This window comes from Agromyces cucurbitae, from assembly GCF_058349945.1.
In genome coordinates, this window is the sequence record NZ_JBYRES010000002.1 from 708,892 (window position 1) to 724,102 (window position 15,211).

Below are 15,211 nucleotides of genomic sequence, written 5' to 3' on the forward strand. Positions count from 1 at the left end.
GCCGGCGGCCTGTGCAGAACGCGCGGGCCGAGCCGGTGCCGCCGGGTACGCTCGATGATCGGGGATGGTGACCCCTCCCCATCGACAGCGCGCCCGACATCGGGTTGGGTAGCAGCTTGGACCGCCCTGCCACCCTGCCGACCCGAGGAGCCACGTGAGCGTCACGATGCAGACCGACGACGAGCCGACGCCGGGGCTGCGACCCGACGGCCGGCCCGACCCGGCCTACGCGGCTTCGCTCGGGCTCGTCGCCGCGCCGCTCGGTCGTCGCGCCGGGGCGTTCGCACTCGACGCCGCCATCTGGGTGCTGCTCGCGACGCCGACGGTGATCGGGCTGGTGCTCCTGTCCGGGGAGATCGCCGGCGCGGGCGGCGATGCGGCGAAGCTCGGTGCCGCGGCCACCGGACCGCTCATCGCGATCGCGGTGGGCCAGGCGCTCGTGCTCGTCTTCGGCCTCGTGCAGCTCGTGCTGCACGGTCGGCTCGGGGTGACGGTCGGCAAGGCCGCCGCCGGCATCCGCTCGGTGAGCGCGCGCGACTTCGGCCCGGCCGGCTTCTGGCGCGTCGCGCTCAGGGCCCTCGTGCTCTGGGGCAGCGAGATCGTGCTGCCCCTCATCGGCCCGGCGATCATGTTCTCGTCGTCGGCGTGGGACTCGGAGCGGCGCAGCCGTTCGTGGCTCGACAAAGTGGGCGGATGCTACGCGGTCGACGCGCGGCACGGGCTCGACCCGTTCGACGCCAAGGCGATGCGGCACGCTCGCCGCGTCGTCGCCGCGGGCCCGGCGGTCGAGGCGGTCCGGCTCCCGTCGCTCGCGAGCGATCGTCCGCCCGGCGAGGTGTTCCACATCCCCGCCGAGCGATCGAGCTCCGGGGTCGTGTCTCCGGGTGCGCCCGGGCCGGGGGAGTGGACGCCGCCGCCCGTCGGCGCGCCGGCGCCCGCACCAGCCGTTCCCGCGGGGCAGGCTCCGGCCCCCGCGGCGGCCCAGCTTCCGCCGGCACCCGCCGTCGCGCCCGAACCGGCCGGCCGGCGCGCTCCGGTCGGCCCGCCCCCCGGGCTGCTGCCCGCGGCCCCGCCGGCGGCACCCCCGACCCCGATCCCGACGGCGGCCGTCGCCGCGACGCCGGCCGCACGGGTGTCGCCACCCGCGGCCGCAGGGCGGATCGTGCTCCGGTTCGACGACGGCACCGCCGTCGAGGCATCCGAGTTCGGGCTCCTCGGCCGCGCCCCCGAGGCCGCCGCGGGCACGCCCGCCCAGCTCGTGCCGGTCGCCGACCCGTCGAAGCGCATCTCGAAGGTCCACGCCGAGTTCGGTGCGAACGCCGCCGGCTTCTGGATCGCCGATCGCGGCTCGACGAACGGCACCGAGGTGCGTCTGCCGGGCGAGCCCGCCCGGCCGCTGCCCGCGGGCGTCCGCACGCCGCTGCCGACCGGCTCGGTCGTGGTGCTCGGCGGCCGCAGCTTCACCATCACGAGCGAGCCCGGAAGGTAAGGCATGAAGCTCAAACTCGGACTCCGCCGGCAGCAGGGCGCACCGGTCGACCTCGTCATCACGGCCGACGCGACCGCCACCGTCGGCGACGTCGCGCGGGCGATCGCGACCAACGACCCGACGACGCCGCTCATCGGCGCCGCGTCGGGCGTGACGCTCGCGGTCGCGCCGCCGACCTCCTCCGAGCCCGTCGTGCTCGACCCGCAGGTGCTCATCGGCGACGCGCCGATCGGTTCGGGCTTCAACGCGGCCGTCGTCGCGCACGCGCCGCGGCCGAGCGGCGCCGCGGCCGAGGCCGTCGCGATCATGCGCGTGCACAGCGGCGCCGACGCGGGGCGCGAGTTCGGCCTGCCGCGCGGCGCGTCGGTGATCGGCCGCGCCGCCGACGCCGACCTCGTGCTCGCCGACTCGCTCGTCTCGAAGCGGCACGCCCGCATCGAGGTCGACCACTCGATCGAGCTCGTCGACCTCAACTCGGCGAACGGACTCCTGGTCGACGGAGGCCTCGTGCAGCGCGTGCGCGTGATCCCCGGGCAGATCATCACGATCGGCGGCACCGACGTGTCGTTCGACCTCGGCACGAGCGCGGCCGACGCGCCCGACGCATCGGTGCTCGAGCGCGGCGGCGCGCTCATGTTCAACCGCTCGCCGAGGGTCGAGATCCGTTATCCGGGCACGGAGCACCGCCACCCCGTGATCCCGTCGGAGGCCGAGCCGCGGCTGTTCCCGTGGCCCATGATCATGGCGCCCGTGCTGCTCGGATTCGCGATGTACGCGATGACCCAGCGCGTCACGTCGCTCATCATCGTCGTCATGTCGCCGCTCATGATGCTCGGCAACTTCATCGGCCAGCGCACGCAGCAGGGCAAGAAGCTGCGGCTCGAGATCGAGACCTTCGAGACGCAGATCGAAGACCTCGAAGAGAAGCTGCGCACCGAGACCGTCGTCGAGCGCGAGCGCCGGCACGGCGAGGCGCCGGCGGTGGCGCGCGTCTACGAGCAGGCGATGCGGCTCGGGCCGCTGCTCTGGACGCGACGGCCCGAGCACTGGAACTTCCTCGGCCTCCGGCTCGGCGTCGGCCGGGCCCGCAGCCGCAACACGATCGCCGAGTCGAACGACGCGCGCGGCATCGCCCGGTATGCGAAGCAGGTCGACATCCTGCGCGACCGCCACGCCCTCATCGACGACGTGCCGCTCATCGAGCTGCTGCCGAGCTCGGGTGCGATCGGCATCGCCGGCCCGCGCCACCTCGCCGCCGACGTGCTGCGCGGCCTCGGCGTGCAGCTGTTCGGCCTGCACGCGCCCAACGAGCTCATCACGACGGCGATCGTCGACCCCGCGTGGGCGAAGGAGCTCGAGTGGATGAAGTGGCTCCCGCACACGACGAGTCCCCGCTCGCCGTTCGCCGAGATGGCCCTCGCCGACAGCCAGTCGGCCGGTACCGCGCTGCTCAACGGCCTCGAGGAGTCGATCCTCGCGCGGCTCTCGGGCCAGCCCGGACGCCGCGGACCGCTGCGCCTGCCCGACACTTCGATGGAGCGGGGCGCGAAGGTCGGCGAGGAGATCGGTGCCGACCGCGGCGCCGTCGCCGACCTCGCGCTCGTGCTCATCGCCTCGAACGACGCGCCGGTCGACCGGCCCCGGCTCACCCAGCTCATCGAGCGGGGCGCCGACGTGGGCGTCTACACGATCTTCCTCGCCCCGACGGTCGAGTCGCTGCCGGCCGCGTGCCGTACCTACATCGACGCGAGCGAGGGACTCGACAAGGCCAAGGTCGGCTACGTGCGCGCGGGCGAGTACTACGAGAACGTCGCCGTCGAGGGCGTCTCGAACCAGTACGCCGAGGTGTTCGCGAAGCGGCTCGCCCCGGTCGCCGACTCGAGCTCGGTCACGGCCGACTCCTCCGACCTGCCCCGCAGCGTCTCGTTCCTGAAGCTCATCGGCACCGAGCTCGCGGCGCAGTCGCAGGCGGTCGTCGAGCGGTGGCGCCAGAACAACTCGGTGCTCGACCGCACCCGCGGACCGCGACCCCGCCTGAAGCGCGCGGGCACCCTCAAGGCGTACATCGGCCAGGGCAGCCCCGACGCGATGTCGCTCGACCTCCGCACCCAGGGCCCGCACGCCCTGGTCGGCGGCACGACGGGCTCCGGCAAGAGCGAGTTCCTGCAGGCGTGGGTGCTCGGCATGGCGGCCGAGTACAGCCCCGACCGCGTCACCTTCCTCTTCGTCGACTACAAGGGCGGCTCGGCGTTCGCCGACTGCGTCGAGCTGCCGCACTGCGTGGGCCTCGTCACCGACCTGAGCCCGCACCTCGTGCGTCGTGCGCTCACCTCGCTGCGGGCCGAGCTGCACCACCGCGAGCACCTCTTCAACCGCAAGAAGGCGAAAGACCTGCTCGAGCTCGAGAAGCGCCAGGACCCCGAGACGCCGCCGGCCCTCGTGCTCGTGATCGACGAGTTCGCCGCACTCGCGGGCGAGGTGCCCGAGTTCGTCGACGGCGTCGTCGACATCGCCCAGCGCGGGCGTTCGCTCGGCATCCACCTGATCATGGCGACGCAGCGCCCGGCGGGCGTCATCAAAGACAACCTGCGCGCCAACACGAACCTGCGCGTCGCCCTGCGCATGGCCGACGAGTCCGACTCGAACGACGTCGTCGGCGACCCCGTCGCGGGCACGTTCGACCCGTCGATCCCCGGTCGCGGCATCGCGAAGACCGGCCCCGGCCGGCTCGTGCCGTTCCAGTCGGGCTACGCGGGCGGGTGGACGACCGACGAGCCCGAGCAGGCCCAGGTCAAGGTCGCCGAGCTGCGATTCGGCTCGATCACGCTTTGGGAGTCCGACAACGAACACGACTCCGACACGCACGACGACGACCTCGGCCCCAACGACCAGAAGCGCCTCGTCGCGACGCTCGTCTCGGCGGCGGGCGAGAGCGCGATCCCCGCGCCGCGGCGGCCGTGGCTCGACGAGCTCGCGACGACCGTCGACCTCGCGCGGCTCCCGCTCGAGGGCGACGCGCGCATTCCGCTCGGGCTCGCCGACATCCCCGAGCGGCAGCTGCAGGAGGCCGTCTACTTCGAGCCCGACACCGACGGGCACCTGCTCGTCTACGGCACGAGCGGCGCCGGCAAGACCACCGTGCTGCGCAGCATGGCCATCGCCGCGGGCGCCCGGCCAGACCGCGGCCGAGTGCACGTCTACGGACTCGACTTCGGCACTGGCTCGCTGCGGTCGATCGAGTCGCTGCCCCAGGTCGGCTCGGTCGTGGCGGGCGACGACGCCGAGCGCGTGCAGCGCCTGCTGCGCACCCTCCGCGGCATGCTCGACGACCGTGCGAAGCGGTTCTCCGACGTGAACGCCGCGAACCTCACGGAGTATCGCTCGATCACCGGTCGCGACGAGCCGCGCGTGCTCGTGCTCATCGACGGCTTCGGCACCTTCAAGCAGGAGTGGGAGGGCACCTCGGCGCGCGCGCCGTACTACGCGGTCTTCATGCGCATGCTCGGCGAGGGCCGGCCGCTCGGCATCCACGCGATCGCGACGGCCGACCGGTACGGGGCCGTGCCCACCGCGGTGAGCGCGAACGTCACCCGCCGCGTCGTGCTGCGCCTCTCCGACGAGGGCTCGTACTCGATCCTCGGCGCACCGAAGGACGTGCTCAACGAGCGCAGCGCACCGGGCCGCGCGATCGTCGACGGCTTCGAGACGCAGATCGCCGTGCTCGGCGGCACCACGAACGTAGCCGAGCAGACCCAGGCGATGGAGGCGTTCGCCGCCGAACTGCGTGCGCGCGGCGCCGCACAGGCGCCCGAGATCGGTGCGCTTCCGACCGAGCTGCGCTTCGACGATCTGCCCGACCGGGTCGGCGACCTGCCGGTCATCGGCGTCGCCGACGACGTGCTCGGGCCCAAGGGGTTCGAGCCCATCGGCACCTTCGTCGTCGCGGGCCCGCCGCAGAGCGGCAAGTCGAACGCGCTGCGGGCGCTCGTCTCGACGATCGCGCGGTTCGACCCCGCGACCGAGTTCTTCCACTTCGGCGGCCGCCGGGCCGTGCTGCGCGACTTCCGCGAGTGGCGGCGCACGGCCTCGTCCATCGAGGACGCGCGGGCGCTCGCGAAGGAGCTGAAGGAGCTCGTCGCCGACGAGTCGATCACGAAGCGCATCATGATCGTCGTCGAGAACATCACCGAGTTCGGCGACACCGACGCCGAGCGTCCGCTCAAGGAGCTCTTCCAGGCGGTCAACCGCAGCGAGCACTTCCTCGTCGGCGACGGCGACGTCTCGCAGCTCTCGAGCGGCTACGGCCTCGTGGGCGAGCTCAAGGCCGGCCGTCGCGGCATCGCGCTGCGCCCCGAGACCTACGACGGCGACTCGCTGTTCAAGGTGCCGTTCCCGAAGGTCGCCCGGCACGAGTTCCCCGCCGGCCGCGGCATCTTCGTCGAGAACGGCCGGTTCGTCACCGTGCAGCTGCCGCTCGTCGAGGGCTGAGCGGGCGCGACATGGCGAACGAGAACGAGCAGGATGCCGCGACGGGCGTGCCGTGGGTCGAGGTCGTCGGCCGGGTCGAGCCTGCGGCCACGGCGATCGCGGAGGTGGGCGACGCGGGCGAGAACCGGCGCCGCGCCGTGCGGGCCTACGCGGAGGGAGACGCGATCGACGGGCCCGGTCTCGTGACGATCATGCTCGGACTGCAGCGCGAGGCGGCGGGCGGCGCGTTGCAGCCGGCCGTCGCGGCGCTCGCCGAGCACGACGCCGAGGCCAGGGTCGCGGCGAACCGGCGCGCCGACGAGGCGTTCGTGGGCGGGCTCGAACGCTCGGGATCCGGCAGTGCGCGCCGCGCGCCGCTGTGGCCGCTCGTCGTCGCGATCCTCGCGGCGATCTGCGGGCCGGTGCTCGCCTTCCCCTCCCGCGACGGCGGATTCCTGCTCGACGCGGAGCCTGCGGCACTCTGGGGCGGTGCGCTGTCGCTCGCGGCGGCGGTCTGGATGGCCTTCGTCGAACCGAAGCGCCGCAATCTGCTCGCGCAGCACTTCCCACCCGCGCTGTTGATGGGGTTCGCCGTGCTCGACGCCCTCGGTCTCGTCTCGCTCTGGTGGAACGTGGCGACGGAGTGGTGGTGGGTCACCGCCCCGATCGTGATCGGCTCGATCATGTTCGTCGTCGCGATCGTGCTCATGCTGCGCGCCTTCGTCGAGTTCCGCGCCTGGCGCCGCGTGCACCTGCCCGACGCGATCGCGGGCGCCGAGCGCGCGCTCGCCGACGCGTCGGCCGACGCCGACCGGATCGATCGGGAGTCGCTCGCGTCGCTCCGTGCGATTCTCGCGGGGGAGTCCGACGCCGAGGCGCTCGTACGCCGTGCGGCGGTCGTCGACGGCGTCGGTGTGCTCTACCTCCGCCGGCTGCTGGACGACGAGACCGCGGAGGAGTGCCTGCGCGAGGGGCTCTGCTGACCCGTCGGGCCGGCGGCGGCATGGGGAGTGCTCCCCATTCACCCCGGATCGACCCAGCGGTTAGTCTCATGGAGGTCGCTCGATCGGGTGACAGGGCTTTTCAAACGGATCGGATGTGATCATGGCTGATTTCAAGGCGTCGTACGGTGAGATGGAGTCGATGGCGGGCCGTCTCGACACGGGTCGTGAGGAGATCGGCGACGTGCTGCGTCGCCTGAAGGACGATGTCGACCGTCTGCTCGGTGACGACTTCAAGACGCAGCACGCGTCGGGCAAGTTCGGTGAGGGGTACACCGAGCTGACCACGGGTCTGGAGAAGGCGATCGAGGGCATCAGCGACATGGGCGAGTCCCTGCGCAAGATGATGCAGGCCATCAAGGACACCGACCAGGCCCTCGCCGGCAACTGATCGCACCACGCGCACTCACGAAGGGAAGCGGCGTCGCCGCTTCCCTTCGTCGTCTCCACGGCCGAACGCGTGCGATGCTGGACGGCATGAGACTCGAGATCGACGCACCGAACGCCTCCTGGGTACGGGTGCCGGCCGGCGACTCCGACGGCGACGGTGCCGCGGCGTGGGCCGACGACGTCGTCGCCGGATTCCGGCAGCGCCACCCCGACGCCACGGCCGAGCGCCTCGCCGCCGTGCGCGCACTCGCCCTTCAGGCGCCGTCCCGCGTCCTGCCCGGCGCCGCGGCGGGCCTGCTGTACCTGCCCGGCCCGGGGGCCGTCGGCCTGATCGCGAGCATCGGCGTCACCGACCCCAAGCCGATCGAGGGGTCGCTCGTCAAGGCGCTCCTCGGCGACGCGGAGCTCGACGGACGCCCCGTGGTCGACCCCATCGACGTGACCGGGCTCGGCTCGGGCATCGCCGTCCGGTGCCGGTTCGCGCCGCAGCCAGGCCTCCGTCCGGCGGCCGGCCTCGCCTACCTCCTGCAGGGCGAGCAGGCGACCGTGCGGGTCATGGTCAGCCCCGCGCCCGAGGAGCTCGTCGCCCACGCGGCGCCGTCGCTCGAGGCGATCGTGCGCTCGTTGCGCGTCGTCGACTGAGCCCGGCGACCCGGCCCGGCGACGTGCGAGGCGATGGGGCGTAGCCTCGGAAGATGGCCGACGACGAACTCCGCACCCGCAACGCCTGGGTCGTCGCGAGCTTCGCGGCCGCCCTCGACCTCGCGCTCGTCGTCTGCGGGTTCGGGTTCGTGAGCCTCCTCGCCGACATCGAGGTCGTCGGCGACCCGGCGGTCGGCGTCTTCGTCGCGCCGGCGGCGGTCGCGGCATCCGTGGCCGCCGTGTTCGTCACCCTCGGCGTGCGGCTCCGCCACCCCGAGCGCATGGCCGCGACGGTCGTCATCGCGGCGGTGGTCGCCTGGCTCGCGTTCGTCGTGGTCGCGACCGCGGCCCGCCTGCTCGGTTCGGCCGACGCGCCGGGGGAGAGCCTGCGCTTCGGCCTCGTGCTCGGGCTCGGCTGGTTCGGTCTGCTCGTACCGGTCTGCGCGTTCGTCACCGCCGCGTTCGCGGTCCTCGTCGCGCGCGGCCGGCAGGGCGGCATGGAACGCCCGCGCTGGCCGTGGGAGCACGACGACGAGCGATGACGGGATGCCTCGCGAGGCGCGCCGGTCGCCCGCGAGGTGACCACGGGCGCGCCGTGCGCAGTATCGTGAACCCGATGGAGGGTTCGGTCGAGGCGCGCGTGAGCCACGAGGTCGACCGCTGGCTGCAATGGCTGCCGCGGTGGCGGCCGGGCACCCACCGCGCCCGCGTCAGGCTCTGCCAGCGATGCTTCGGGTCGCCGATCATCGCGGCCGCGGGCCTCGACGTCGACGTGCCGCACCCCGTGCAGCACGCCTTCTCGATGCGCATGAAGGGCATCATCGACGACGCCGTCGACGACTACACGGCGCGCAACCTGCCGATGCTGCACCGCGAGATCCGCCTCGCCGAGGAGCGCAAGGCCAGGCGCCCGTACCGGGCGGGGGAGGGACTCGACCCCGAGTACCTCGGGCTCGAGCTCGACCCCGAGCCGGTGCCCGACCAGCCGTTCCTCTTCACGCTCGGCGGGCTCGAGGCCTCGGCCGCGGCCGAGGCGAACGAGCCCGCGCCCCGGCCCTTCACGCCCGAGGAGAAGGAGGCGCTCCGCGAAGAGGTGCGCCTCGCCGACGAGTTCGCGAAGCAGCTCGGCCGGCGAATCTGCGTCGAGCTCGCCCAGCACCGCTACCGCATCGGCAACGCGATCGAGCGGCTCGTCGAGCCGCAGGTCGCCGACATGCTCGCCGACCTCGATCGCGAGCTCGACGCGCCGGGCTGGACCGGCGGGCCCGCCTGACCCGATCGAGCGGAGCGCGGGGTCGCGGGCCGTGCCGTCCGGCACCGAACCGACCGTCATTTGACCGCGAGGTTACGCGGCATTACCATTGATCGGGTGTGCGCGTTCACGCGTGCACATTCGGGTGCCCGCGGAGTTCCGCGGCTCACCCCCACGGCATACCCACCACCGAGGCTCCGCAGTTCTGCGGCGCCGGCGGGTCTGATGTGAAATCCATCATCGCTGTCACCGTGCAGCACAACAAGGAGAAGCAGTGCCAACCATTCAGCAGTTGGTCCGCAAGGGTCGCTCGCCGAAGGTCACCAAGACCAAGGCTCCCGCCCTGAAGGCCAACCCCCAGCAGCGCGGCGTGTGCACGCGTGTGTACACCACCACCCCGAAGAAGCCGAACTCGGCGCTCCGCAAGGTCGCCCGTGTGAAGCTCTCGAACGGCACCGAGGTCACGGCCTACATCCCCGGTGAGGGCCACAACCTGCAGGAGCACTCGATGGTGCTCGTCCGCGGCGGTCGTGTGAAGGACCTCCCGGGTGTCCGCTACAAGATCATCCGCGGTGCGCTCGACACGCAGGCCGTGAAGAACCGCAAGCAGGCTCGTAGCCGCTACGGCGCGAAGATGGAGAAGAAGTAATGCCTCGCAAGGGTCCCGCTCCGAAGCGCCCCGTCGTCGCCGACCCGGTGTACGGCTCGCCGGTCGTCAGCCAGCTCGTCAACAAGATCCTGATCGACGGCAAGAAGGACCTCGCCCAGCGCATCGTCTACGAGGCGCTCGAGAACGTCGCCGCCAAGTCGGGCCAGGACGCGGTCGCCACCCTCAAGAAGGCGCTCGACAACGTGCGCCCCACGCTCGAGGTGCGCTCGCGCCGCGTCGGCGGCTCGACCTACCAGGTCCCCGTCGAGGTCAAGCCCCACCGCGCGAACACCCTGGCGCTCCGCTGGCTCACCAGCTACGCCAAGGCTCGCCGCGAGAAGACCATGACCGAGCGTCTCACCAACGAGATCCTCGACGCCTCGAACGGCCTCGGTGCCGCGGTCAAGCGCCGCGAAGACACGCACAAGATGGCCGAGTCGAACCGCGCGTTCGCCCACTACCGCTGGTAGTCGGGCCGGGTGGATGCCGCGGCGCGAGCCGCGGCATCCGCCCTCCCTCACACTTCCGTTCCTGAACCTTCCGGAGGAACCCCCGTGGCACAAGACGTGCTCACCGACCTGAGCAAGGTCCGCAACATCGGCATCATGGCGCACATCGATGCCGGCAAGACCACCACCACCGAGCGCATCCTGTTCTACACGGGCGTCAACCACAAGCTCGGCGAGACGCACGACGGTGCCTCGACGACCGACTGGATGGAGCAGGAGAAGGAGCGCGGCATCACGATCACGTCCGCCGCGGTCACCTGCTTCTGGAACAAGAACCAGATCAACATCATCGACACCCCCGGCCACGTGGACTTCACGGTCGAGGTCGAGCGCTCGCTCCGCGTGCTCGACGGCGCAGTCGCTGTCTTCGACGGCAAGGAGGGCGTCGAGCCCCAGTCCGAGACGGTGTGGCGTCAGGCCGACAAGTACAACGTGCCGCGCATCTGCTTCGTCAACAAGATGGACAAGCTCGGTGCCGACTTCTACTTCACGGTCGACACGATCGTCTCGCGCCTCGGCGCGAAGCCGCTCGTGCTGCAGCTCCCGATCGGCGCCGAGAACGACTTCATCGGCGTCGTCGACCTCATCGAGATGCGCGCCCTCGTGTGGCCCGGCGACGCCAAGGGCGACGTGACCATGGGCGCCAAGTACGAGGTCCAGGAGATCCCCGCCGACCTCAAGGAGAAGGCCGACGAGTACCGCCAGGTGCTGCTCGAGACCGTCGCCGAGACCGACGACGCGCTGCTCGAGAAGTTCTTCGGCGGCGAAGAGCTCACAATCGCCGAGATCAAGGGCGCCATCCGCAAGATGGTCGTCAACTCCGAGATCTACCCCGTGCTGTGCGGCTCGGCGTTCAAGAACCGCGGCGTGCAGCCGATGCTCGACGCGGTCATCGACTACCTGCCGTCGCCGCTCGACGTGCCCGCCATCGAGGGCCGCAACCCGCGCAACGAGGAAGAGATCATCGAGCGTCACCCCGACGCCAACGACCCCTTCGCCGCGCTCGCGTTCAAGGTCGCGGTGCACCCCTTCTTCGGTCGCCTCACCTACGTGCGCGTCTACTCGGGTCACCTCGACTCGGGTGCCCAGGTCGTCAACTCGACCAAGGGCAAGAAGGAGCGCATCGGCAAGATCTTCCAGATGCACGCCAACAAGGAGAACCCGGTCGACTCGGTCACCGCGGGCAACATCTACGCCGTCATCGGCCTCAAGGACACGACCACGGGCGACACGCTGTGCGACCCCGACAACCAGGTCGTCCTCGAGTCGATGACGTTCCCCGAGCCCGTCATCGAGGTCGCCATCGAGCCGAAGACCAAGGCCGACCAGGAGAAGCTGGGCACCGCGATCCAGAAGCTCGCCGAAGAGGACCCGACGTTCCGCACCGAGCTCAACCCCGAGACCGGCCAGACCGTCATCAAGGGCATGGGCGAGCTGCACCTCGACATCCTCGTCGACCGCATGAAGCGGGAGTTCAAGGTCGAGGCGAACGTGGGCAAGCCGCAGGTCGCCTACCGCGAGACGATCCGTCGCGCGGTCGAGCGCCACGACTACACCCACAAGAAGCAGACGGGTGGTTCGGGCCAGTTCGCGAAGATCCAGTTCGCGCTGGAGCCGCTCGAGGTCGAGGGCGACAAGACCTACGAGTTCTCGAACGAGGTCACGGGTGGTCGCATCCCCCGCGAGTACATCCCCTCGGTCGACGCGGGCTTCCAGGACGCCATGCAGTACGGCGTGCTCGCCGGCTTCCCGATGGTGGGCGTCAAGGCGCGCCTCATCGACGGTGCCGCCCACGACGTCGACTCCTCGGAGATGGCGTTCAAGATCGCCGGCTCGATGGGCTTCAAGGAGGCCGCTCGGAAGGCGAACCCCGTCCTGCTCGAACCGCTGATGAGCGTCGAGGTCCGTACTCCCGAGGAGTACATGGGCGACGTCATCGGCGACCTGAACTCGCGCCGCGGCCAGATCCAGTCCATGGAGGACGCCGCCGGTGTGAAGGTCGTGCGTGCGCACGTCCCGCTCTCGGAGATGTTCGGCTACATCGGCGACCTGCGGTCGAAGACCTCGGGCCGCGCCGTGTACTCGATGGAGTTCGAGAGCTACGCGGAGGTCCCGAAGGCTGTCGCCGACGAGATCGTCCAGAAGAACAAGGGCGAATAGTCCCTGCCCGCACGAACCTTCCGGTTCGCGTAACATAACAACACAACCCCCGTAGCACGCCGGTCGCAATCCAGCGCCCGGAGTTCCTACACGAGTCCTGAGGAGGACCCACAGTGGCTAAGGCCAAGTTCGAGCGGACCAAGCCGCACGTCAACATCGGTACGATCGGTCACGTCGACCACGGCAAGACGACGCTCACCGCCGCGATCTCGAAGGTGCTCGCCGACAAGTACCCGTCGGCCACCAACGTGCAGCGCGACTTCGCGTCGATCGACTCGGCTCCCGAAGAGCGTCAGCGCGGTATCACGATCAACATCTCGCACGTCGAGTACGAGACGCCGAAGCGCCACTACGCGCACGTCGACGCCCCGGGTCACGCCGACTACATCAAGAACATGATCACCGGTGCGGCTCAGATGGACGGCGCGATCCTCGTGGTCGCGGCGACCGACGGCCCGATGGCCCAGACCCGCGAGCACGTCCTGCTCGCCAAGCAGGTCGGCGTGCCGTACCTGCTCGTCGCCCTCAACAAGGCCGACATGGTCGACGACGAGGAGATCCTGGAGCTCGTCGAGCTCGAGGTCTCGGAGCTGCTCGCCAGCCAGGGCTTCGCCGAGGACGCTCCGGTCGTCCGCGTCTCGGGCCTCAAGGCGCTCGAGGGCGACGAGAAGTGGGTCCAGTCGATCCTCGACCTCATGGAGGCCGTCGACAACAACATCCCCGACCCGGTGCGCGACAAGGACAAGCCGTTCCTCATGCCGATCGAGGACGTCTTCACCATCACCGGCCGTGGCACGGTCGTCACGGGCCGCGCCGAGCGCGGCACGCTGAAGATCAACTCCGAGGTCGAGATCGTCGGCATCCGCCCGACGCAGAAGACCACGGTCACCGGTATCGAGATGTTCCACAAGCAGCTCGACGAGGCATGGGCCGGCGAGAACTGCGGTCTCCTGCTCCGCGGCACCAAGCGCGAGGACGTCGAGCGCGGCCAGGTCGTCGTGCAGCCGGGCTCGGTCACCCCCCACACCAACTTCGAGGGCACTGCCTACATCCTCTCGAAGGACGAGGGCGGCCGTCACAACCCGTTCTACGCGAACTACCGTCCGCAGTTCTACTTCCGCACCACCGACGTCACCGGCGTCATCACGCTGCCCGAGGGCACCGAGATGGTCATGCCCGGCGACACCACCGACATGACGGTCGAGCTCATCCAGCCGATCGCCATGGAGGAGGGCCTCGGCTTCGCCATCCGCGAGGGTGGCCGCACCGTCGGCGCCGGTACCGTCACGAAGATCATCAAGTAATCTTCGCGATCGCGACCTGAAGGGGGTCGGGCTTCCACATCGGGGGCCCGGCCCCCTTCGTCGTACCCGGCGGGACAGGGGCGGCGACGGACACTCCGGGCTGGAGGCCGGGTCCCCGTTCGTCGTACGCTGGGAGGCGATGGGCGGTTCCCCCACCCTCCTCGAACGATCTGCGGTACGCCCCGAGATCCAGGCTCTCCGGGCCGTAGCGGTGGGTTCTGTCGTGCTCCATCACGGCTGGCCCGCCGTCGCGCCGGCCGGCTACATGGGCGTCGACGTCTTCTTCGTCGTCTCCGGGTTCCTCATCACGGGCCTCCTGATGCGGGAGGCCGAGCGGACCGGTCGCATCTCGCTGCGCGACTTCTACCTGCGCCGTGCGCGGCGGATCCTGCCGGCCGCCCTCGCCACCCTCGCCGCGGTCTCGGCCATGACCCTGCTCGTCGTCCCGCAGCGCGAGTGGCGCCAGTGGTTCCGCGAGATCGTGGCGTCGGCGCTCTACTACGAGAACTGGCAGCTCGCGGTCGACTCGCAGATCCCGCGGCGCGCCGACCTCGAGTCGACCCCCGTGCAGCACTTCTGGTCGCTGTCGGTCGAGGAGCAGTTCTACCTGTTCTGGCCCCTGCTGCTCATCGCGGCGCTGTGGTTCGCGGCACGGCGCAGCGCGGGCTCGACGACGGTCGTGCTGACCCTCCTCTCGGCGGTGACGGTCGCGTCGTTCGTGCACTCCGTCGTGCTCACCGCGCAGGACGCGAACCTCGCCTACTTCTCGACGTTCGCGCGAACGTGGGAGTTCGGCATCGGCGGCATCCTCGCCATCGCGAGCCGGGCGCCGCTCACCGGCCGAGCCGGGCTGCGCGCCGCGGTCTCGTGGGCGGGGCTCGCCCTCATCGCCGTGCCGATCGTGACGTTCCGCTCGCCCGACGTGTTCCCGGGCCTCGTCGTGCTCGTGCCGGTGGTCGGGACCCTCGCGGTCATCTGGGCGGGCATGCCCGAGGTCGCCTGGTCGCCCGCGCGCGTCGCCGGGCTGCGGCCGGTGCAGTGGATGGGCGACGTGTCGTACTCGCTCTACCTCTGGCACTGGCCGATCTTCATGTTCGTGCCGTACCTGACCGGCATGCCCAGCCCGCCGTGGCTCATGGCGATGCTCGTCGTGCTCTCGTTCGTGGTCGCGGGGCTCTCGAAGCGCTACATCGAGGACCCGTTCCGGCACGGCCGCCACGGGCTGCGGCTGCGCCCCGTGTTCCTGCTGTCGGGCCTCGCGGGGCTCGTCGTCGTGATCGTCGGGGCGGGCATCGTCGCCCCGGGCATGGCCGCCGAGCGGCCGGCCGCGTGCGAGCGGGAGTGACGG

At 71.1% G+C, this 15,211-nt stretch carries 12 protein-coding genes; all 12 read left to right on the plus strand.

From position 1 onward, the window contains the following. The first annotated feature begins 154 nt into the window (after positions 1 to 154). Positions 155 to 1,489 (plus strand): RDD family protein, encoded by a 1,335-nt coding sequence (locus AC3RJ6_RS10085; protein ID WP_491426930.1) that lies wholly within the window; start codon positions 155 to 157, stop codon positions 1,487 to 1,489. Positions 1,490 to 1,492: 3 nt separating this feature from the next. Beyond that, a complete protein-coding gene (locus AC3RJ6_RS10090; RefSeq protein WP_491426931.1) occupies positions 1,493 to 5,977 on the plus strand; it encodes a type VII secretion EssC family protein in 4,485 nt (1,494 codons plus the stop codon). Between the two features lie 11 nt (positions 5,978 to 5,988). Then, positions 5,989 to 6,939, plus strand: a complete 951-nt coding sequence (locus AC3RJ6_RS10095) for a hypothetical protein (protein WP_491426932.1) — start codon at positions 5,989 to 5,991, stop codon at positions 6,937 to 6,939. A 121-nt stretch (positions 6,940 to 7,060) separates the two neighbouring features. Continuing rightward, a complete protein-coding gene (locus AC3RJ6_RS10100) occupies positions 7,061 to 7,348 on the plus strand; it encodes a WXG100 family type VII secretion target (RefSeq protein WP_491425109.1) in 288 nt (95 codons plus the stop codon). Positions 7,349 to 7,434: 86 nt separating this feature from the next. Continuing rightward, on the plus strand, positions 7,435 to 7,989 hold the full coding sequence (locus AC3RJ6_RS10105; RefSeq protein ID WP_491426933.1) for a hypothetical protein: 555 nt from the start codon (positions 7,435 to 7,437) through the stop codon (positions 7,987 to 7,989). A gap of 53 nt (positions 7,990 to 8,042) precedes the next feature. Beyond that, positions 8,043 to 8,531 carry a DUF6121 family protein gene (locus tag AC3RJ6_RS10110; protein ID WP_491426934.1) on the plus strand — a complete coding sequence of 163 codons (489 nt, stop codon included), beginning with the start codon at positions 8,043 to 8,045 and terminating at the stop codon, positions 8,529 to 8,531. 74 nt (positions 8,532 to 8,605) lie between these two features. Further along, on the plus strand, positions 8,606 to 9,262 hold the full coding sequence (locus tag AC3RJ6_RS10115; protein ID WP_491426935.1) for a spermidine/putrescine ABC transporter substrate-binding protein: 657 nt from the start codon (positions 8,606 to 8,608) through the stop codon (positions 9,260 to 9,262). 253 nt (positions 9,263 to 9,515) lie between these two features. Next, entirely contained in the window at positions 9,516 to 9,890 is a 375-nt protein-coding gene (rpsL, locus tag AC3RJ6_RS10120; protein ID WP_022889720.1) for a 30S ribosomal protein S12, read from the plus strand. Beyond that, positions 9,890 to 10,360, plus strand: coding sequence for a 30S ribosomal protein S7 (gene rpsG / locus AC3RJ6_RS10125; RefSeq protein ID WP_136708465.1), 471 nt, complete (start codon positions 9,890 to 9,892; stop codon positions 10,358 to 10,360). Before rpsL ends, rpsG begins: the two co-directional genes overlap by 1 nt. A gap of 84 nt (positions 10,361 to 10,444) precedes the next feature. Continuing rightward, positions 10,445 to 12,559, plus strand: a complete 2,115-nt coding sequence (gene fusA / locus AC3RJ6_RS10130) for an elongation factor G (protein ID WP_491426937.1) — start codon at positions 10,445 to 10,447, stop codon at positions 12,557 to 12,559. Between the two features lie 113 nt (positions 12,560 to 12,672). Then, a complete protein-coding gene (gene tuf / locus AC3RJ6_RS10135) occupies positions 12,673 to 13,863 on the plus strand; it encodes an elongation factor Tu (protein ID WP_491426938.1) in 1,191 nt (396 codons plus the stop codon). Positions 13,864 to 14,002: 139 nt separating this feature from the next. Further along, complete coding sequence (locus tag AC3RJ6_RS10140) at positions 14,003 to 15,208, plus strand: acyltransferase family protein (RefSeq protein ID WP_491426939.1); 1,206 nt, start codon at positions 14,003 to 14,005, stop codon at positions 15,206 to 15,208. Positions 15,209 to 15,211: the final 3 nt, after the last annotated feature.